This window comes from Sorangiineae bacterium MSr12523, assembly GCA_037157775.1.
GTDB lineage: Bacteria > Myxococcota_A > Polyangia > Polyangiales > Polyangiaceae > Pendulispora > Pendulispora brunnea.
In genome coordinates this window covers 12,643,381-12,662,713 of the sequence record CP089982.1, presented here as the reverse complement: position 1 = coordinate 12,662,713, position 19,333 = coordinate 12,643,381, and the positions used below count along the sequence as shown (strand labels likewise).

The 19,333-nt window shown below is 63.4% G+C and carries 26 protein-coding genes; 7 read left to right on the top strand and 19 right to left on the bottom strand.

The features are described 5' to 3' along the window. Positions 1-102 precede the first annotated feature (102 nt). Positions 103-366 (top strand): hypothetical protein, encoded by a 264-nt coding sequence (locus tag LZC95_50330; protein WXA94604.1) that lies wholly within the window; start codon positions 103-105, stop codon positions 364-366. A 90-nt stretch (positions 367-456) separates the two neighbouring features. Here LZC95_50330 and LZC95_50325 read toward each other — a convergent pair whose 3' ends face one another. After that, complete coding sequence (locus LZC95_50325) at positions 457-702, bottom strand: hypothetical protein (GenBank protein WXA94603.1); 246 nt, start codon at positions 700-702, stop codon at positions 457-459. Between the two features lie 497 nt (positions 703-1,199). On the opposite strand from LZC95_50325, the gene LZC95_50320 reads away from it, so the two are divergent. From LZC95_50320 to LZC95_50310, 3 genes are all read left to right on the top strand, one after another. Beyond that, positions 1,200-1,502: a hypothetical protein gene (locus LZC95_50320; protein ID WXA94602.1), complete on the top strand. Its 303-nt coding sequence runs from the start codon at positions 1,200-1,202 to the stop codon at positions 1,500-1,502. Between the two features lie 94 nt (positions 1,503-1,596). Next, positions 1,597-2,037 (top strand): hypothetical protein, encoded by a 441-nt coding sequence (locus tag LZC95_50315; protein WXA94601.1) that lies wholly within the window; start codon positions 1,597-1,599, stop codon positions 2,035-2,037. Positions 2,038-2,346: 309 nt separating this feature from the next. Continuing rightward, positions 2,347-2,730 (top strand): hypothetical protein, encoded by a 384-nt coding sequence (locus LZC95_50310; protein ID WXA94600.1) that lies wholly within the window; start codon positions 2,347-2,349, stop codon positions 2,728-2,730. Between the two features lie 512 nt (positions 2,731-3,242). Here LZC95_50310 and LZC95_50305 read toward each other — a convergent pair. Then, positions 3,243-3,986 (bottom strand): ribbon-helix-helix domain-containing protein, encoded by a 744-nt coding sequence (locus LZC95_50305; protein ID WXA94599.1) that lies wholly within the window; start codon positions 3,984-3,986, stop codon positions 3,243-3,245. After that, entirely contained in the window at positions 3,983-4,318 is a 336-nt protein-coding gene (locus tag LZC95_50300) for a hypothetical protein (protein ID WXA94598.1), read from the bottom strand. The genes LZC95_50305 and LZC95_50300 overlap by 4 nt, the downstream gene beginning before the upstream one ends. A 572-nt stretch (positions 4,319-4,890) precedes the next feature. Here LZC95_50300 and LZC95_50295 point away from each other — a divergent pair. Continuing rightward, a complete protein-coding gene (locus tag LZC95_50295) occupies positions 4,891-5,589 on the top strand; it encodes a hypothetical protein (GenBank protein ID WXA94597.1) in 699 nt (232 codons plus the stop codon). Here LZC95_50295 and LZC95_50290 read toward each other — a convergent pair. Genes LZC95_50290 through LZC95_50275 form a run of 4 tightly spaced genes read right to left on the bottom strand, consistent with a single transcriptional unit; the run spans position 5,586 to position 7,432 of the window. After that, positions 5,586-6,425 (bottom strand): N-acetylmuramoyl-L-alanine amidase, encoded by an 840-nt coding sequence (locus LZC95_50290; protein ID WXA94596.1) that lies wholly within the window; start codon positions 6,423-6,425, stop codon positions 5,586-5,588. The genes LZC95_50295 and LZC95_50290 overlap by 4 nt on opposite strands. Then, positions 6,425-6,634 carry a hypothetical protein gene (locus LZC95_50285; GenBank protein WXA94595.1) on the bottom strand — a complete coding sequence of 70 codons (210 nt, stop codon included), beginning with the start codon at positions 6,632-6,634 and terminating at the stop codon, positions 6,425-6,427. Before LZC95_50285 ends, LZC95_50290 begins: the two co-directional genes overlap by 1 nt. Beyond that, complete coding sequence (locus LZC95_50280) at positions 6,618-7,070, bottom strand: hypothetical protein (GenBank protein ID WXA94594.1); 453 nt, start codon at positions 7,068-7,070, stop codon at positions 6,618-6,620. The genes LZC95_50285 and LZC95_50280 overlap by 17 nt, the downstream gene beginning before the upstream one ends. Then, on the bottom strand, positions 7,067-7,432 hold the full coding sequence (locus LZC95_50275; GenBank protein ID WXA94593.1) for a hypothetical protein: 366 nt from the start codon (positions 7,430-7,432) through the stop codon (positions 7,067-7,069). Before LZC95_50275 ends, LZC95_50280 begins: the two co-directional genes overlap by 4 nt. Positions 7,433-7,452: 20 nt before the next feature. Between LZC95_50275 and LZC95_50270 the strand changes: the two genes are divergently transcribed. Beyond that, on the top strand, positions 7,453-7,923 hold the full coding sequence (locus LZC95_50270) for a hypothetical protein (GenBank protein ID WXA94592.1): 471 nt from the start codon (positions 7,453-7,455) through the stop codon (positions 7,921-7,923). On the opposite strand, the gene LZC95_50265 is transcribed toward LZC95_50270, so the two are convergent. Together LZC95_50265 and LZC95_50260 are read right to left on the bottom strand one after the other, a co-directional pair. Beyond that, positions 7,881-9,596 (bottom strand): LamG domain-containing protein, encoded by a 1,716-nt coding sequence (locus tag LZC95_50265; protein ID WXA94591.1) that lies wholly within the window; start codon positions 9,594-9,596, stop codon positions 7,881-7,883. The two genes, LZC95_50270 and LZC95_50265, sit on opposite strands and share 43 nt — an antisense overlap. Positions 9,597-9,778: 182 nt before the next feature. Beyond that, entirely contained in the window at positions 9,779-10,270 is a 492-nt protein-coding gene (locus LZC95_50260; protein WXA94590.1) for a hypothetical protein, read from the bottom strand. Between the two features lie 66 nt (positions 10,271-10,336). On the opposite strand from LZC95_50260, the gene LZC95_50255 reads away from it, so the two are divergent. Beyond that, on the top strand, positions 10,337-11,005 hold the full coding sequence (locus LZC95_50255; protein ID WXA94589.1) for a hypothetical protein: 669 nt from the start codon (positions 10,337-10,339) through the stop codon (positions 11,003-11,005). Between the two features lie 5 nt (positions 11,006-11,010). Here LZC95_50255 and LZC95_50250 read toward each other — a convergent pair whose 3' ends face one another. The 10 genes from LZC95_50250 to LZC95_50205 all read right to left on the bottom strand — a co-directional run bounded on the left by LZC95_50250 (position 11,011) and on the right by LZC95_50205 (position 19,297). Further along, positions 11,011-11,733, bottom strand: a complete 723-nt coding sequence (locus LZC95_50250) for a hypothetical protein (protein ID WXA94588.1) — start codon at positions 11,731-11,733, stop codon at positions 11,011-11,013. Between the two features lie 102 nt (positions 11,734-11,835). Next, positions 11,836-12,828: a hypothetical protein gene (locus tag LZC95_50245; GenBank protein WXA94587.1), complete on the bottom strand. Its 993-nt coding sequence runs from the start codon at positions 12,826-12,828 to the stop codon at positions 11,836-11,838. Positions 12,829-12,832: 4 nt separating this feature from the next. Beyond that, the gene (locus LZC95_50240; GenBank protein WXA94586.1) at positions 12,833-13,492 is read right to left on the bottom strand and encodes a phage tail protein; all 660 of its coding nucleotides are present in this window, start codon (positions 13,490-13,492) and stop codon (positions 12,833-12,835) included. Next, entirely contained in the window at positions 13,489-14,595 is a 1,107-nt protein-coding gene (locus LZC95_50235; protein ID WXA94585.1) for a baseplate J/gp47 family protein, read from the bottom strand. The genes LZC95_50240 and LZC95_50235 overlap by 4 nt, the downstream gene beginning before the upstream one ends. Next, entirely contained in the window at positions 14,592-14,975 is a 384-nt protein-coding gene (locus tag LZC95_50230; GenBank protein WXA94584.1) for a hypothetical protein, read from the bottom strand. The genes LZC95_50235 and LZC95_50230 overlap by 4 nt, the downstream gene beginning before the upstream one ends. Next, positions 14,975-15,619, bottom strand: coding sequence for a hypothetical protein (locus tag LZC95_50225; GenBank protein ID WXA94583.1), 645 nt, complete (start codon positions 15,617-15,619; stop codon positions 14,975-14,977). The genes LZC95_50230 and LZC95_50225 overlap by 1 nt, the downstream gene beginning before the upstream one ends. Positions 15,620-15,827: 208 nt before the next feature. Continuing rightward, positions 15,828-16,232 carry a hypothetical protein gene (locus tag LZC95_50220; protein ID WXA94582.1) on the bottom strand — a complete coding sequence of 135 codons (405 nt, stop codon included), beginning with the start codon at positions 16,230-16,232 and terminating at the stop codon, positions 15,828-15,830. Between the two features lies 1 nt (position 16,233). Further along, positions 16,234-16,890: a hypothetical protein gene (locus LZC95_50215; protein WXA94581.1), complete on the bottom strand. Its 657-nt coding sequence runs from the start codon at positions 16,888-16,890 to the stop codon at positions 16,234-16,236. After that, positions 16,887-17,453: a hypothetical protein gene (locus tag LZC95_50210; GenBank protein WXA94580.1), complete on the bottom strand. Its 567-nt coding sequence runs from the start codon at positions 17,451-17,453 to the stop codon at positions 16,887-16,889. The genes LZC95_50215 and LZC95_50210 overlap by 4 nt, the downstream gene beginning before the upstream one ends. Further along, positions 17,450-19,297: a tape measure protein gene (locus LZC95_50205; GenBank protein WXA94579.1), complete on the bottom strand. Its 1,848-nt coding sequence runs from the start codon at positions 19,295-19,297 to the stop codon at positions 17,450-17,452. Before LZC95_50205 ends, LZC95_50210 begins: the two co-directional genes overlap by 4 nt. Positions 19,298-19,333: the final 36 nt, after the last annotated feature.

Below are 19,333 nucleotides of genomic sequence, written 5' to 3'. Positions count from 1 at the left end.
ACCGGAGCATTGGGCGGCGTCATTGACCTGATGCATCGACGATACCTTCTGGCCGGCCGTCGTGGCCGGCACCGACCGTGGATCCGTGGTAACGTTTGTCCGATGGCGCGCACCGACGAGGACCTCAAAATCGAGCTTCAGGATGGCCGCACGTTCGCAGGCACACCCCTGGACGTCGTGCGCGCGATGCAGCGATTGGCGTTCGGGGTCGACGGGCTCACCGTCCACGAGTATGTCGCCTGGGTGGTCAAAAACACGCGCCGGATCGAGGGGCTCGAGCTCGACGTTCAAGGGGCGAGCGCCGAGGAGATCTCCGCGTCCTTGATCCGGGAGATGCTACTCGCGGGCTTGGCGCGGCGCGTGTAGCGTTCCGCGCGTACGGATCTTCACCGGCGCCCGCGACGCCGTCACAAGAGCGCTCGGCGTGCGGGCCACCCGTTCCCCCGGGGCGTTCGTCTACCGATTCTCGACAGAGGGCTGGACGCACTGCTCGAGGGCCCAATGCATCCAATAGGCGAGCCAGGTCATCGTGGCTAGGTCCGCGTCCTCGCCTTCGCTGAAGCCCGGCTTTGCGTCGGGAAAGGTCTCCTTCCAAACTTCGATTGCCCCTTCCAGGATGGCGACGTGCACGTACTCGAGCGCGACGCAGCCGGGGTGCTGGCGCAGTACGCCTACTTGTTCATCGAGAAAGAGGCGCTCCAATCCCGTCGATGGACCATGCAGTGTACGACGTCGTGAACGCGTTCTGGAGCCGACCGAACGGCGCGTCGTCGCGAACAAGTACTTCGACTCCCGAACGCGGCGCGATCTCCGAATCGCCGACCCCGACCGTCACCTGCTCGCCAATCCGAATTGTGTAGTCCATTCTAAATACCCTTTGTGAAGGCATCATTGAGTCGTCTTTCGTTGCTCATCAAGGCCGAGGGCGGCGAAATAGGCCACTTTATTATGGGCGATTACGACCATTGCCGCGTTACCATATCGCGCAGGTTTTGCGAGCCCTATGATTCTGGAATCAGCCATAAAGTCCGGCTAATCCGCACTCTCGCTGAAGCCTATGATTCTATTGTCACAGCACGGCTTACTTAGGTCAAATTGTCGGAATGTCGGCCCCCCCATGACCAGGCACACAATCCGCATCATTGCTGGTCATAGAGGAAGGGGAATCCGGCGCACGGCCCCCCACAGGAGACCATAAAATGAAGGTGTTCGAATTGATTGCGCTACTCGAGCGTTGTAACCGGGACGCGGACATTTTCCTGATGAACGGCGAGAACGTGCCTTTCGAGTATGAAGTGGCCGGTATGACGACCCGGGGCGCAGTCGTCGCACTCGAGCGCGGAGACGAGGCCGAAGATCCGGACGACCGCAGATACTCGGAGGACCGGTGGACCGATCGCGACGCACGGCTCCCGCAAACGGACGTTTTCCTCTGCGAAGGGCCGCAGAGGCAGTGCGGGAGTCGCAACGCGTGGGAGGCACTGGTGCGGTCCGGCCGCTGAGCGGCCAGGCCGGCGAGGGCGTCAATGGCGCCCTCCCGGATTGCCCGGTTCGGCAAGGACAGCTGAGATTCCCTTCGAAGTCGAGATTTGGATAATGGACTATACGATCCGAATTGGTGAGGCGGCAGTACTGTACGACGACCCTGGGCGGTCCCCCCGGCCGGGGGTCGTAACCATACAGCGCGACGGCGCACCCCAATTCATTGCGGACGGTGGCAACGAGCTGCGGGTACCGCGCCCGGTCTGGGAAGGCTTCTGCAAACGCACGGGCCTGTCCGGCCTGTTCTTCGACAAATGCGACGGGTTGATGCGCTCGGGTGCAAACGCGGGCTGCGTCCCGCTTGATCTCACCGCCTTGTCTTGCATAGAGAATTGCGTCGAGTCCTGGTGTCGGAGACACCCGAACGCCGTACCGGATCTGGCCGCGGAAGACGGCGCCGAGTCTAATCGCGACCTAGCGCTGCTCCTGTGGTTGCAGTACTGGTTCGAGTACGCCCTCGACCATTGCGAGCGCCCGATCGTGGCGCACGAGTGACCGCCGCCGCGTGGGGCCGGTCCGAGCGAACCCGAGGACGCGGCCTTCTCGCCCGTCCTGACCATGCTTTGCCGATACTGGGCGCCGACCCCGCACTTTCCATCGACATACCTCAAGGCATATTGACCAACGCGACGCGTGCGGCGAGAGTGAGGACGAAAGACCATGAATCACCCGATGCAACCAATCGCCCGCGATCGATACGGAACCGCCCGCTTCAAAGCGAATGGCATCTGCCGATGGTTGGTCGATACCCGAAGATTGGATCTTAACGACGAGACGCTTGAGACGTTTCCTGCCAATGACCGAATGCAGTTTGCCCAGTTGCTCGGGTACGCCGTCGAACGCTACGCGGAGGTGTCATACGTCTCCTCCGAATCCATTGCGAGCGCCAGCGCCATCATGGACTTATTGCCGAAACGACGCTCCGACGCGCCGAGTGCCTTCGACGAGCGAAGTGCGCTTGGGCATCCCGAGCAGCCCACGATCGCCACATCTGCTGGACGTCGATTTCAGGCCAATGCCCTTATCGCGTGGCTGCACCAAAAGAAGGTGTTCGATTTCACCTCGGTGCTTGCAGACCAGACCTTTGCGCGCGAGGACAAGGTCCAGGTTGCGCAATTGCTCGGGCACTCCATCGAGGAGGTGGCCGACATCGTAGCCACGCTCCGCCGCACAGAGCGCTCGAATTGACCTCAAGGGATCACCCCAAAGGGTGAGTCGGCGGTGACATTTGTTCGTAGACGGCCGGTCGTCCTTGCGCTACCTCCATTGTAGATGTCCACGAGCGGCCTACGCGTTGCAATTCACAACCTCGTCGAAGACTTGACCGACCGAGTGCTGAACGTCTTGGACACCGCTTCGATAGCCGATCTGGTTACGAACGGAGTCGCGCCTCGCGTGGGTGCATCAAGGAGGAGCCATGGATCTCGTCCGCGCCCAGTAAAGCGGACGCCGGACAGGACGAATGTTGGAGGCGACGCCGACGTGAAGTTTGACGCCATGATCGACCTTCTGAAGAGCGAGCCAAAGGGGCTTCGCTCCGAGGAACTCCGCGCTGCTTTGAGTGTCGAAAAGGGCCCCTTTCGTGCGCTCATAGAAGCGGGCTTCGACACTGGCTTGATCTATCGGACTGGCGAAGGGCGATCCACGACCTTCTTTGCGAAGTAGGACCGCCCTCGACTCCGTTCGGCGTCGTGGCTTCGTCAGGCACCTGTGACGTTGAAGCGTTCTGCAACGTCCCTCGCGCCAATGCGTTGCAGGTAGGCGCGGACCGCGCGGCGGAAGAATTCCATGCGATTACGAATGCCTCGCGACCGCCACGCGTCATCCATGGCCGCCGCGAGATCTCGTTCGATCCGAAGCGGGATGACCATGATGTCGGGCCCCGGCCCTTCGTGACGCCGCGTTTGGCGCGGGCCCACCTTCACGCGGCCTTTCTCGGCTTCATTGATCTTCCAGATCAGATACGCACGGTCTTCGCTGCCCGTAGGACGCTGTACGAGATCGAAGTAGTGCTCGCGGAGCTGCGCGATGGACCACCCCTCGAACCGGGCTTGGAGGCTTTGCTCGCCTCGTCGGGCGGGCGCGGGCTCCCGATCACCGCCACCAACCGGCAGTGCCTCCGGAGTTGCGTCGATCAAGCTGTCCGCGCTCGACGACCCCGCCGAAACGTCGCTCACCTCGGCAGAGGGTGAACCGTCCGTCGCGGCGTTCGGGATGGTCGACTCGTCGACCTCACGGCGGTCTCCATGGCTCCGTCCGGAGATCTCCGCCTGGCCCTTTGTCTCGCTGGACAGCTTGGTGACGTTCGTCCTCGGCCGCGCAGCCTTCTTCGACGCCGTGGGCCGCCCCGGCCTGGTCGGCGCCGAAGCTCGGCTCCTCTTCTTCGGTGCGGCTTTCGTGCCCTTGCCTTTGGCTGCTTCCACTGCTCGCTTCTTCCCGCTCATACGGCCTCCTTTCCACCCGCCAGGCTTGACTCGTAACTGTCGGAAGAGCGCAGCGTGTCGGGTAGTGCTTCGTCGTTCGGGGCAGCAAAGAGTGCCAGGTCAAGGGCGCGAGCCGCAAAATGGACGACCCCGGGCGCACCGTCGGCGCGAAGACGTACCACCTCGACGCGGTCAGCTGCCGTGAGCCCACCGAGGAACCCCAATACGGCATCGCTAATGACCCAAATACGGGCGTCTGGGTCCGGGTTCAAACTATCGTGCATGATCGCGCGAATCTGCACCGTCTCGCCGCGGAAGCTGGGAAATTCTTCACCGATATAGCGCGTGTTCATTCCAATTGTAGCCACAGTCGTCCTCCTGCGATATTGACGCGACGGGCGATGCAATCGGCGACCGTCGCGGTGTCTCTCTGTGTCCCGGCATGATGCGTGAGCCGTGCCTGCGGGAATTCGACGACATCTTGCTCGGTCGCCGTGCCGGCCTGATTCCTATGTCATAGTCTGCGCGACGATTCGCGAATTCTTCGAAGACATCACCGTGATTCTCGAATCAGGGTGACGCTGAATTTGCAGAGGGATGATGCCCTCGGAGCTACAGATCGGAAATAGCGGTGGGCGCGCTTCTTCTGCGCGCGAGCCTGATTCAGGCATCATAGTAAAAAAACATCGACAAGATGCGCGAGTGCCGCGCGCGGCCTGATTCAGATGTCAGGTGAACAAACAAAAAAAGCCCCGCCAACTCCCCAAATGAGGAGTCGGCGGGGCATCTCGACCCCAAAGAACGGGGCTGATGCGGTCGCAGCTCGACGCGACGGCCCCATTGCGACGGGGCCCTTCGATGGCACGAAATACGCTTATGCGTTCATGCAGAAGTGAATACAGGCCAAGAGAGATTGGAGAGGTTAATGTTCGATAAAGAAAAGACATCGAGTGCGGGCGACGTTCACAATGAAGCGTTCGTTGCGACCGTGGGGCAATCGAGCCCGACATCCATTCGCGTGGAGCTAACTCCATCGAGTGCGGGCGTCGAAGACCTTTTTCGATGCGTGTGCGCGGCGTCGGACGATCTGCTGAAGATCGTTGGCGCGTTGAACGGGATCTGGGGGCTCTTTGCAGACGAACATCGCGGGACGATTGACCTCGAGTTGCGCCCGGAATTGAACGCAGAGGCCAGGGACTTCGTGGTTGACTTCGTTAAATCACGCCTTACTGCACTTCGCGTGACCGAAACGATGGCGCAGGTCGGAAAAGAACCCGAGCCAAGCGAAGTTCTGGAGGTGTCGTCCGGTCCGACAGGAGGGCAAATCCATAATTGGTGCTACCGGGCTCTCGTGCGATTCACACCCGGCAACGGCACCTTTACCCTGCGCGTCATGCCCGTTTCCCCCGAGGGTGCTTGCGGCCACGGGAGTCGGCTCCGTTCGTTCGTGTACGACCTCGCCGCCGACATGGAGCGCGAAACCGAGGTGCGCAGAGCCGGATGGCGCATTTCCGTGGACGGCCCGAACGCACAGATCCTCGTAGATGCGAGCCCGTGCCCCGACCAGGTGGAGGCGGCGAAGCAGTTCGTAATTGCCGTCGTGTCGGAGCACCACCTGTCCTAGGTACGGTCGCCGTCGGGCGCCTCGAGCGCGCGACGGGTCGCCGCGTCCGCGATGCCGGTCGGCGTGAGCCCGTGTTGCTCCTGAAATTGGCGCAACGCGGAGCACGTCGCCGGCCCGGGGATCCCGTCTTCCGCGACACCGAGTACGCGCTGGCGTTGGCGCCAGGCGCGGAGGTCATCCCCGGCGGAGATGTCGACCGGCTCGTATCCCGCGGCAACGAGTCGCTCGAAAATGGCGTCACCCGGATCGCCGGGGCCGCGCATGGCGCTCTGGTCTCGGTGGCCGAAGACGCCTACGTAGTCGCGTGCGCCGCGCCGCAGGCGATCGAGGGGGCCGCGGTAACGGTCCGGCACCTGCCTCTGGATCGAGAAACGCAGCGTGAGCCAGTCGACCAGAGCGACTACCGCCTCGAGCTGTTGCTCCCAAAAGTCCGCCTCCGAGCCCTGCGCGATTTCGATACCGATCGTCACGGGGTTCACCGAGGTAGCGTGATAGGTCTGCTCGGTAGCCAGGTCCGCGAGGCACACGACGGTCGCGTCGAAATCCACGACGAGATGCGCTCCCGCGCTTTGCCCGTTGCGCGACCACCACTGGTTTGTGGCGAGCGCCGTGCTTCGCGTTGGTCCCAGGCCGGGGAGAATGCGCTGGGCTCGGCGATCGCTTCCACCAGGGATGCCTCGCGTCGAGTGCAACGTGATGCCGCGGACCCACGTACCTCGTGGGCGCGCAGCTCCGTCCTCGCCGATGCGCAGCCGAACGCGTGGGTCATCGTGCCAGGACGTGCACACGAGCCCGGGAATAGCTTCGAGGGCGCCGTTTACGACGACGCCGGACATCAAACGGAATCCTCCAGATCGTGTTGGGCCGCGCGCGACCGAGAGCGCGCCGGCATGACGTCGCTCACACGGGTCGAGATCGGGTCGGTTCGACCATCCAGAAGACCCTCGAGCCACGTGCCGAGCGTCGGCGCCAACTTGGCGGCAAGCTCGATGAGCTGGATGCCAATCTGTAGCGTATCGACGAAGGGTTCACGTTGTTCCGACACGGCAAGCCCCTCCGAAGGCTTTGGCGAGCGAGAGCGCGTCGACGATGAGGAGGGGCAACGTCACACCCGCCTGCTCGATCGCGTGTGCGATTTGGCCGAGGGCTGCCGCTGCTTTCGCAGCGGCGCAGGTGGTTTGTCCACTTTGGCCGGCGTCCCACGCGTCGACGGCGCCTTCGGCGCCAAGGAGCGCTTCACGAGCCGCGTCGTACGCGTCCGCGCAAAGCTTCGCGATTTTTGCATCGCGCCGATCGCGCGCCGTCATGTCGCACAGTTGGTCGGCCACAGTCGCGGCTCGCGCCAACGTGAGAATGGCGGAGCGCGCTGTCTCCCGCACGGGCGATTGGGGCCCGCGAGGGGTGCATCCCGCCGCCCAAAGGGCGAGAGCGAGCGTCGCCCATAGGACGAAGAGCAACGACCGGGGTCGATTGCGATTCACGATTGGTCTCCGATAGGCAGATCGGCGCCCGAGCGCCGAGGAATTGGAGGGCGACGATCGAGCAGCTCGCGGCCGCCGCGCAGGCCGCCGACGAGGAGATCGTGCCCCGCCATTGCGGTCAGGGCAGCCGCGAGGCCATCGATCAGAGCTTGAGTCCACGAGGTCCCACCAAGGACGGCGTCGAGCACACCGGCCACTGCGCCCAAGCCGAGCGCAAGCCACGAGCGCCATCGCGCGGGAACGGTTGGCAAAGGCGTGTCCGATTTCAAAAGACGCACGATGGCGCCAATGATGACTGCAGAGAATAGAATCCATTGACCCTGCGCCGCGAGGGCGAGGGCATCATCGATGCTGTTGTTCAAATGTCCTCCTAGTGGAGATAATGGGAAATAAGCGAAGTCCCGATACTTCCAATGAGTGCGGTCAAAAAGCCGACCATGAGCGATACGAGTGCAAGTCGGCGCTTTGCGCGCCGGTCGACGAGTGCGTCCTCCTTCGTTCGAAGGTCGGCCACCCTCGTCCGCTGCTCGAGCAAGCGGTCGATCGAGAGCGCGACGTGCCGGTCTTGCTCGCGTCGTTCCTCTTCGAGCTGGTTACGCTCTTCATCGCGAAGCCGTCGCCGCTCGAGTTCCTCACGTTGAAATTGAAGGATATTGGCGAGTCCACGACGAATCGGCTCGAGCGCGCCATGAATCTCGCGGCGAACGAGTTCGAGCGAATCTGCAACTTCATCGACGCGAGTCTCGAGCGCGCGCAGCTCTGCCCGCGTCGCTACGTCGAACGACGGCGTGCCGTTGGTTTCCAAGCGATTCACCCTCCCGCCGGAGGTAGGCCGAAGAACTCGGTTTGGTAGGTCAAGAGCTTTTGTAGTGCGGCAGCTGAAATAGCGGAATTCAGAACAATCACTTCCGAGATCAGACCGCCCCAGGGTTGCCCGGACGGCGACTTTCCCAAGAAGAGACCAGCGCTTCCGTCTTCGGTCGTCTGACGCGTGCCGCTCGAGGTGATCGGTCGCTGAAGGCCGTTCAAGTAGATGGTCGGATTCGTCGTTCCTCCGCTGTAGACGTGCGCGCTCGCGAAAGCTGTCCCGGTAATCTCATTTGACAGGTCGGCTGTCGTGACGTTGGCGAATGCATTTTTGCCATCGCCATGCACGTAGAAGACGTTCTGCGACTTGAAGAGCAGTGATGCCGAGTAGACACTCGATCGACGGAGCGTCAGCAGGGCACCATTGCCACTTTGACCTACGATCAACACCGAATACGCGCTGTTCGCCGCGTCGAGGAGGTTTCCGACGTGCTCGAGAAAGGTGCCGTTACCAAAATCGATCGCTGGCCGACTGCGCGTCCCCAGAGCCGCCGCGATAAACCTGGGGCGAAGCTTGGGATCCGCCTGCTCGAGGTGAGAATCGTCCCAGCTTTGGTCAAGCCACCGTGCCACACGCCCTTCACTGTCGAGATCGACGCCGCGATCCGCATTGAGCCAGAGCACCGGGGCCAGCTCACGCCTCACGTCGTATCCGAGGGGGGCGTTCGTCCATGCAGGACTCTGCCCTCGACGGTACGTGCCCAGGCGCTGCACGCACGACGACCAGCACTGGCCATCCGCCGTGCCACGCAGGATGGATACGGGTTGGCCAACCGGGACTGGACCGGAGAGCGACGTGGAGCCTCGGTGCACGGGCCCATCCTGGACTTGCGTGACGTATTCGATGCGACGCTCGAGGTTGTCGACTGCCACAAAGATGCGCACGCGATCCGCCGGCCCATACCGGTCGATCGCGTTGCCCATGAAGCTCTCGCTGCTGCTCCCGCCGCCGCGCGCCCGCACGTGCACGCTGTCGACCACGGCCCACGCATCTCCGACGCCCCAGATAGCGGTCGGCGCGGAGTACCGGTCGAATGCTGCAATTGGGCGAAGTTCGGCCTCGAACGCGAATCGATCTTGATCCATCAATTCGGAGACGTTGGGGTGTCCGAGCTGATCTTCGCCGCGCTTACCAGGGGTCCAGGAGGTCGGGAAAGCGCCAAGTTCAAATTGGTGCAGATCGGAGTAAAAGTCCTGCGCCAGCGGGCCCTGGCCGATGTCATTTCCATTGAACGGCTCGAAATACAGTGCACCCCCGTTTGCCGGCACGATGGGCGCGACCACCTGACGCCAGGTGGTGCCGGCGGTTCCGCGCATGTACCAAACGGCACCGGGATCGTTCGTAATTACGAATTGAAAAGCCTTGGCCGGCTCCCCCGCGGAAACGGCGCGCAACCACTGGCTGGCGACACACGACCCGGTGAGCACGATTCGTTGGAGATTGGAGTACTTCCGCTCGGCAATCGTGCTCTGGTCGGCCATCATGGCGCCGTCAGGGCCCGCGGCCGCGTCGCGCGCGGTCGTGCCCGTACCGGTGGTCCATGCACTCGCGCCGAGGTCCCGCGGCGCGAGCAGCTTGTTTTCCCGCGCTTCTTCGAGGAGCAGTCCGCGCGTGCTGGCGTCACCGTGCTGCGCAATTCGAGCGGCTCCAGAGGGCACCGCTACGACCTCGCTTCGGGAGGTTCGTACCGTTGCCGCGCTATTGCGAGCGAACTGCAGTCTGCTGGGCAGGGACGCAACGGGGCCCGGGGTAAGCGACGTGAAGTCGGCCTCCCAAAGGACGCTTCCGACTGGCGGTGGATTGCGCCGGACAGCCAACCCCGGAACGCCGAGCAGGAGCATCACGTATACTCCGCGACGAAGTGGAACTGGGCGCCGGCGTCCGGCGTGTATTTGTCGCCCGAGGTCGAGGCGGCGACGAAGATGCCCAAGCCGAACTCACGCCCTCGAGGCAGCGTCAGCGAAAATGGTTGGCCGGATTCGACCGGAAAGGCGAACTTCGGAATCGTGTCAGCAACGGGCTCAACAAATGTGTCGAAAACCAAGACGAACCGCGTCGCGGCGCCGGCATTGAATCCAAGGAGCATGTGGAGCTTCGCGGGAAAAGTCGTGACGACGCGACGAGCCTCGTACCGCAAGGCGTCGCTCCACTTCGAGCGAGTCGCACCGGTCTCTGGCCCCTCCGCGACGACGCGCACGTGGAGCGCACCGCGGGAATCGCATTGGACTTCGCCAACATCGTTGTCAGCGAGAGTCGGCGGCGATGCCTGGTAGCGGGCGAACGCGAGAAACCTGAAGATGGTTCGGAGCCACGATTCGCTTTCAAGTGCCATGATGTCGTGCGCGTACGGGACAGTTTGGATTGCGATTTGCTGTCCAAGCGCTAAGTTGGGGAGCAAATGCTCCGCGGCTTACGTGTGGCCTTAGCTCTTGGAATTTCGTGCGTCGTTGGGTGTTCCGAGACGACGGTCAACAACTACGGGCCGCCCGATTCGAGCGACTCCGGCGTGGACGCTCAACCTCCAGGCGAGGGGCCCCTCGATGGGGGCAACGCGCATGACGGCGCCGTCGACGTTCCGCGCGATGCGGGGGGAGACGCGCACCAACCCGGGGCCGACGCGGGGCTGGACGCCGACAGCGGGCCGACGACCGCTTTCTCCGGCGCGCCCGCCTTTGCCGGCGGGCTAGGACCGTCCGCGCGTTCCTCCAACCACCAATTCACGACCGGGAACAATCCGGCCGGGCAGCCGTGCAACAATTGCCACGGAAGCATTGCGAGCGAATTTGTTGCGTCTGGCACCGTGTGGAACAGCGCGAACGCCGACGTGGGGGTGGCCGGTGCCGAAGTCGTCCTCCGCTTGCCAAACGGCAGCCACGTGATTCTTCACACCGATGCGGACGGGAATTTCTTCTTGCGGCCGACGTTCGCCCTACCCGAGATTCCGCGCGGCGCGCTCGCTGGCGTCCGGACAGCCTCGCAGCAAGTGACGAAGAAGGACGTCCTCGACACGGGCCAAGCCAACTGCATGCTCGCGTGCCACTCGTCGCGGCCGATGCACGTGCCGTAACCGAGTCACGGTCGCACGACCGTCACGCGCAGCATCCCGAAGTTCAACAGGGTGATATCGCCATTGGCGACCGCCGTCGCGCGTGCACGAACAACGTAGTTTCCCGCCGTGGGGATGATGTACCGGCCGGCGCCCGTGACCGTCGAAGCGGACCCGGTTGCGATCCGTTGGGGCACGCGCATGACGGCCAACCCCGGCACGTCCCGATCCGTGGCTCCGTCGGTGATTCGAACGCCAATCGAGCCGCCGCCCGCCGGTGCTTGGACGTCGCCGAACGTCGCGTCCACGTCGACGACGTCGTTCGCGCTCAGCGCGCCAAGCGCGAGTACCGCGCCAGTGATGTCCGTGGGCCCGGCGCCTCCCGTGATGGTCTGCGACAGCGTCGTTGACGACCAAAAGGGCAGCGCGATCGTTTGATTCGAAACCTGGCCGGCGGCCACCTTCCCCACGGCATCGAGAGACGCGAGCCCGCTCGGTGCCCCGCGCAACGCCGCCAGCACGTGAAGCCACGCGCCCGCGCCAACCAGCGGCGTGTAGCTCCAGGGTGGCGTCAACGCGCTCCCCGCGGCGCTGTCGAAGAGATAGAGCCCCTGGCGCGGGACGACAAACACATCGCCGGTCGACGCCGTCGATACGTCGATCGCGCGCATTTGTTCGATGCTGCCCATGCGGACACGGCTCACGCCGCCGTCGAGCCGCTGTTTCGTATGCGCGTCGCGGTTCGCCATCTTCTGAAATGCTTGGCGAACAACGCTATATGCGTCGCCATTCACAGGGGCGATAGCCGACGGGAACTGATTCGGGTCATCAACGAGAGTAACGCTCATGGATCAGGGCCGGTATGCGTGGACGACGATTGCGGCCGGGCCCGCGACGGAGACGTTCGGGTTTGAGCCGCCGGCTTGGACCCTCATTCGTACCCTCACGATGCAGGTGCCGCCGAATTGCACGACGAACCGGAAAGAGAACGGGATGATCTGGGTCGCAAAACCGTTGGGGCCGGAGTTCAACAAGCATTGGCTTGCAGCAATGTCCGTTGGGATCGTCGTGGCACCTTCGGCCACGCTGACGACCCAGTCGCCTCCCGAACTGGCCGTGTTCACGTTGGCGACGTACCTGCCGTGGACGTTGAGGATATCCCCTCGAATGAGGTTCGCGCTGATGGTAACGGCGGCCGCCGAGTCCACGTAGCTGGAAGCCCCCGTGTTCGATATCGACTGGCCGCCGATCTCGTAGCTGTCGACGGAAAGCGTGCGGTACGGATCGATGATGCGCCATCGGCCGGCATTGCTGCTCGGGACGTCCGACGGTCGGATCGTGCAAAGCCCGTCGTCGTCGCCCGAGAACTCGGGACGGTATTCGTAGATCCCGACGCCGCGGATGCGAGCGAGATCTTGATCCGTGTGCGGGGCGAAGTTCCGAAGATCGGCAGCGTTGACGCGGGGAGAAATCGGCACAGCGCCGAAGAGGAGCCACTTCCCGGGCCCCCCTCCCAAGATGTCATTGGGCCGAATGACCCATTTGCCGTCATCCACACCGCCCGCCTCGGCTCGGAACTCATACAACGCGCCCCCGCGTACTCGAGCCACATCGCCGTCCGCGTGGGGCGTCAACGAGCGCAAGCCCGGAATATCCGGAACGACCTGAAGGCGCGCGACGCCGTTGGAGGCTGGCGTGCCGCCAATGCGCTGCGCCAGATTCGCGCTACGGTTTGTCAGGCCCTGAAAGGGCCCCTCCACGCTCGCTGCATTCCCAGAATCGAGCGGATCGGGGACCGTGATGGTTGGAAACCCATTCGGATTGTCGATGAGAGGATGAGGCATGCGATTATACGTCGATCTGCGCGACGACGCCGGACCACGTGAGGCCGGCGTCCCAAATGCGTTCGGGCGCGTTCCACAGCTGACCCGAAAGCAAAAAGGCAGCTCCCGCCGGTTTCGCGTGAGAGGGTTTCAACTTTCTGATGATGGATCGCACGCGCTCGGCCTCCGAGGGCGGCACTGGGTCGACCCAGGCGCGATCGTCATCCCAGATCGCGTTGTCGTCCCAAACGGCCACGCCTTCCACGGTCCAGGGGTATGGCGGGAGGAACTGCACGTAGAACCAGCTCCACTCCGACGGGTCTATCCCATCGCCCGTGTAATTTTCGTAGACTTGGACGTTACGGTATCCCGCATCGCCGAGCGCCTGAATCAGCCCCGCCGCGGTCCCCTGCCTCCGCCAATACCCAAATGCGTTGACGAGTTGCTTTCGGTACTGCGAGTCGGAAAAGTAGAATCCCTTGTCGATGCCCCGCTCTCTTCCGATCACGTCGAGCGCATCCGACGGCGCCAGAAGCGGAAATCGCACCTTGACGGCGATCTTCGCTCCTTCCAGTACGGCGTCCTTGATGACACCGAGTGCGAAAAGGAATCGACGCCCGTAGGGCTTTTGCAACCAGCCGGGTGCCTCTTCGACGGCTCGGTCGGCGAAGTCGCTTTCACTCATCGGGTTGCACTCAGGAATGCGAAATTCGGCACCGCGACTTCCGTAGGTCCGAGAGCCGCCGAGAAGTCGGCGACGTCGACGTTGTAGATGCCCGGTACCTCCATGAGCACGTCGACGATGGCCGCCGTGTACAACGGAGCGCCAATGGGCAGGGCCGAGAAATGGCCAGAAAGAGCTTCTTGCGCGCGACTCAGAACGCGCGAAACGTCGTATCCTTGCGAGACGAAGACGACGCCGACGATGGGAACGTCGCGCTGACCGGCCGGGTTCGTGGCCAGCCGTGAGCAGAGTGGGCGCACGTTGACCTGGCAGTACGCGTCCACAGTGGCCACGGCCGTCGGCGACGCGGCGCCACCGGTGCCCGCCAAGAACATCGACACTCGACCGTCCCCAATGGACGATTCGATGATCTTGACTCGTCGCACTTCGGACACGAGCGTGGTCGCCCAATATCGATACGCGGCCTCGTTTGCCGCACTACCGATCGTGCTCCATTTGTCCTCGTTGCGCTGCTGGAGCGAGGCATCCGTCTCGGCGTCGTCGCCGCGAACCACGATCCACGAACCCGTACCCGGGTCAGGGTTGCGTACAGTGACACCGGGAATGGATGTGACGAGTTGGACAAGCGTACCATTGCCTAGATTCCATGCTACCCCAGGGGACTCGCCCTTCACCCGCACCGAGGTGGTTCCGCCGCGCAACAGCGTAAACCCTTCGGCGCTCACGTACCGTCGACTGGCGTCCGCGTTGGCTACCCAGAGTTCGCCCGGCCCCTTGGTGACTGGCCCGATATTCCCTGCATCCGAGAGCTGGACGATACCCTCCGTGGTAATCGCCGGCTTCCTAACGTTGCCGTAGAAATTCTCCGACAGGATGTCCAGCCAGCGGCCACTCGCGAGGCGGTTGAAACCGCTCGCCGCGATGTTCTTGATCGCCTTTCCGAGTTCCGCAAAATAACTACCTTCGGCTTCGAAAAGCTGCCGCGCGAGGGAGAACACGGTCCACGATGTCGTCGGAAATCCCGCCAAGCGCGCAAAGGCAATGAGGACGTCCAACGCATCGTCGCGCGTGGGCTCCTTCAGAACTTCGTCGAGGGTGGTCACGTGTGCAGGCGCGCCGCGCTGACGTCGGCGATGGGAATGGTGAGCGAGAAAGGCCCGTCATCCGTTTCGACGGAAATCAGGGCAACAAGGCCATTCGCCTCGAGAGATACGGAGACGTCCGTAGAAGTAACGGCCTCGTCGCGCTCGACCTCGGAGCGGATGTAGTTCGCCAGAACGAGACGCTGCATTCGCGTCGTGGCGTCGTTCGTCCAATCGCCGATGTCGATTCCCTCGTCCGGGGCGTATGCGAGCGTGCCGCGCGCAGTACTCAGACGTCGCAGGATTCGCTCGAGGACGACGCGCTGCCCCGAGACCGGCGTGAAGGTTGGGTCCAGATCACCGACGGTCGAAACGTCGGTCCCAAAGTCGGGTAGCGCCACTATGGTGTGGGAAAGAGCAATTGAAGCGACGCGCTGGTCCCGGCGTCATCGGTGACGATGAGCGGAACCCAGACCTGGGCATCGAGGTTCATCCCGTCGACGCCTACCCCCTTGATGTGTGCATCGATCGCAGCGCCCAGTGAGCGAAGAGAGCCTTCGTAAACGTACAGGCGCGCGTCACCCTTTACAAGGATCGCCCCGAGCTCGGCGCCAAACGAGGCGGCGAGCTTCAAGCCCGAGACGCTCGCCTGAATGGCGGCCTTCTTGACGGAGAGGTTTCCGAGCCGCGCGCTCATCGACGCGGCCTTCGCGGTCAACTCGGCCATGCCCGCGGCGAGCGACGTGACGATCTGCGGCCCGGTGGCGGTGAGACCAGCGAGCATCTGCCCGGACGATACCGCGGCCATCGCACCGGCCACGATCGCCGCCGGCCCCAGGGCGATGGTCTGCGCGAGCCCTTGGATGCTCGTCTGCACGATGCCCAGATCGACCTCGAGCGCGCCTGCGTCCGCGTCGATCTGGGGCAACTCGACTTGCGCTTGCGCGAGCGACTGCGCGCTTGCGGCGATGAGCATCTGCGTGGCGTCAGCGAGGCGCGGAAACACGGCGCCGAGTTGCAGGCGGCCAAGGAGTCGAACGCTCATGTGAGAATCCCGCTCCCTGTCACCGGCCCGCCGCCGGACGGGGCGGTCAACGGCGGTTCGCCCTTGGGGCTGACTGTTACGTCAATCAGCATGAGGCGGATCATGTCCTCCATATCCTTGTAGTGCTGCACGCGCTCGGCGGTCGGAGGCACGATGCCAGCCTTAAACGCCGTAATCGCCGCGTAGGTTCCCGCGGGTTTTAGGGGCATTATGCGTGGACCCGCTCTGCGCCGGAAATGATCGTCCCATAAGCGGGCATCCCCGGCAGCGTAACGAGGACTTGTACCGCGTCGCCCTGTCGCGCGATGGGCCTGCTACCATCGGCCAAGATCAAGAGTTCCAAACCTTCGGGCTCCCAAAGGGCTGCGTAGGGTTTCGCGGGGTCTCCGTTCTGCCACCCCACCATGACCCGGGAACCCGGCTTGACCTTCGCTTTCACGCCCGGAACCCCATATTGGATTTCCACACGCGAGAGGCCAGGGACCCGAGCATCGTCCGGCATGAGTTCGAGCGACCCGTCCGCGTTCTGGCTCACGACGCGGCACGAATAGAGCGCGAGATAGTCGATGCGGGCGAACAGGGCGCGGACCACCCCGAGCAAGGCTCCCTTCAACCTATCCGTCTCTGGCATCATCCACCCATACGCGAGTGCGCAATCCGTTCGCCGACACCGTGATCATCGCGCGCGTGACCCGTTCGCCGAGCAGAGTCGTTCCGGGAGGGACGATGAGCCCCAGCTCGAGGGAGCCGCCCGCCGCGTGACGGGCAAGCACGTCGGTATCCTTCACTCCCGCGTCGCGCCACGTATGCGCGGCGATGAGTACTTTCCCTTGGTCGAGAGTCATGCGCCAGGGTTTTCCCACCGCGGAGGCGAGTGCTGCTAGTTGCACACCGGCAGCCCCTCGAAGCCGCGTCCAGTGCGCATACTCCGCATCGAGCTCGCTCGCGCCGTCGAGCTCTTCACCGGCACCCGAGACGATGTCGGATGCCGGGATGCGCGCGGACACCGAGCGATAGTGCGCGCCATCGAGCACCTTGTGGAGGCCACCACGGCCACCGACCACGCGGATACCGACACGACCAAGATCCGCTGCAGCCCTCCTCGCAAAGCCACGCAGAACGGGGCCCTCGTCGAAGACGAGTTCCAAGGCGCCAGTGAGGGGCGTCGCTGCCTCCGCATCGACGGAAAGGTCGGCGTGCCATGCACCGAACAGAGGAATGGTGATCGCAGCCTCGATCACCCGTAGACCGTTCACGGAAAGGAGGCTCACGGCTCGATATTCGGGACGCGCGGGGGAATCAGATCGTTGCGCAGGAGGCTCACCGGCAGATCGGCCGGGCGGGCCCGGTTTCCATCGGCGACCGCACCTGACCCCTTCGCGCCCGCAGCGTTGGCCGTCTTTTTCGCGGCCGGTTTGGGGGGTAGTGCTTCTACGCACTCGAGCTGAAGCTCGAAAATACCTTTCCCGTCGCCTTTGGGGATCGAAGCGCGTTCGATCCACGCGCGCGTGATCCCGCACATGTTCAGCGCCGGATACGTCACGACGACCGGCTGGGTGCGCGTCTTCCCAGCGCGTGCACCGATCAGGGGAAGCACCGCCTCGAACGCGCGGCGATGCTCTGCCGTCCATAAGCCGAGCGTGAGCGAGAACTTGCGTGGGGACGAGCCGCGCGGGGTCACGACGCCCCCATCGGTACCCTCTCCGTCTTTCACATCCAGCTTGTTCGCGATCCCATCGCCGTCGGCCTCGACCGGCAGATTCTCGAAAACGACCGAGTTGAGGCTGATGGACGACCAGAGCTCTTCGTCCTCGTCCGCAAAGCCGGCCATCACGCAACGCCGAACTCGAGGCCGAGCTCCTCAATGGCACTCGTAAACCGAGAGACCGCCAGATCGACGAGGTCCTCGGCCTGCGCTCGGCTCGCGCCGTCCCCCATCGACAAGGTGATGTTGATCTCGATCGGTCGCCCGCCGCCGGAAGTGAGTGCGCCCGACGTGGGGGCGGGCGCCGAGATGCCGATCGACGGCAGCGCAAGAGCCGAGGGGCTAAACGTGTCGAGAATCCCGCCCAGCAGGTCGGGTTGCTGAACGCCGAGCAGGAAGCCGCGCGTCACGTCGGCACCATGCTCTTTCATGACCTTCGAGGGCGAGTTGATCTCCAACGCATCGGCGACTGCGCTGATCGCCTTGCCGGCGAGGCCAGCACCGGGACCGAGCACCGGCGTAACGGATGCGAGCTGGCTCTGCACGCCTTCGAGAAGGCCGCGAACGAGGTCCTTACCAAATCCGAGGAACCGATCCTTGAGCCCGGAGAACCATTCACCGATTCCCGCAAAGGCGTTGGCGATCGCGCTCGGGAGTCGGGCGATCCAGTCGATCACCGACACGATGCCATTAATGAGCCATGCAAGGAGCGCGATGCTCATGCCGAGGTTGCGTCCAAGGAACGACGCGAGGCTCCCGAAGGCGCTCACGAGCCGCTGGACCTTCGCCGGATCTGCCGAACTCATTTGGCTGAAAAGCGGGCCGAGGACGTCCCCGATGCCTTTCAGGTACGCCCCACCAAACGAAATGAGGACCTTCGCAATGGGCTCGAGAATGTCGAGCACCTTGCCGAAGCCATTGGCCATCTCGAATGCGCTGCTGTTGCTCGACCCGAAGACCGACGAGAGCGCTTCCCCGATCGTCTGCAGGAACGCGATAAGCCGTGCTCCGATTGCCGATTTTGGATCAAGTACGACCGAGAGCGTCGCGATGAAATTCTTGACCGGAGCAAGGATTTTTTGCTCGTCCAGTGCGATAAAAAATTCAAACGGTTTCGACTTCAACGTCGAAAATAGGCCCGAAATCGTTTGGCTCTGCTTATCCATGAGCGAGCCGGCCTTCCCGCCCGATACCGTATTTGTAATCGACTCAAGGATCGCGGCAATGCCGGTTTGCGAATCGACCTTCCCCGCAGATACGAGCTTCTGGACTTCCTCCCTCGTTTTTCCAAGCTTGCTTGCGAGCGCATCGAAGATGGCCCCTGAGCCAACTCCCGCCTCGCTTAATTGCATAATTTCTTCGCCTTGAAGCTTTCCTTTACTTCGGATTTGCTGCAGGCCGCGGATGACGCTTCCCATCGCCTCGGTGCCGAACGCACCGCCGACGTCGCCGACCACGGTCATGACCGGTCGTAATTCGTCCTCCTTGAATCCCGCCACCAGAAGTTTTCTGTAGCTTTCCAAAACATCTTGCGTCTCAAATGGGGTTACGGACGCAAATTGGATTGCGTCCGCCATGACGCGTTTGGCGGCATCATCGCTTTTTAGAAGGGTACTAAATCCGGCGGTTACATTCTCTTTGAAGCTAAATGCATCTAATGCGAAATCCGCACCGAGAACGCCGAGTCCGATCGCGGCGCCGCCGGCCACCGCCGCGGCCTTCGCTCCGAATGCCGCGACACCCCCCGCGACGGAGACAAGCCCCGACCCGGCCCACGAGAGGCCTTTTCCGAGGCCACCGAGCGCAGGGCCGGCAGCCTTTTGTACGGCGCGAAGGGCTGGACCGACACGCCCGCGTACAGCGCCCGCGAAGCGCACCATGCCGAACATCGCCTTCTGCGCGACCGGCGGCAACCGCGCGAGCACTTGCCCAATGCGCCCGCCATTGAGCGATGACCCGAGCAGCTTCTGCACGCCGCCGACCTCGCGGACGGTGCCCGCGAAGGCGGC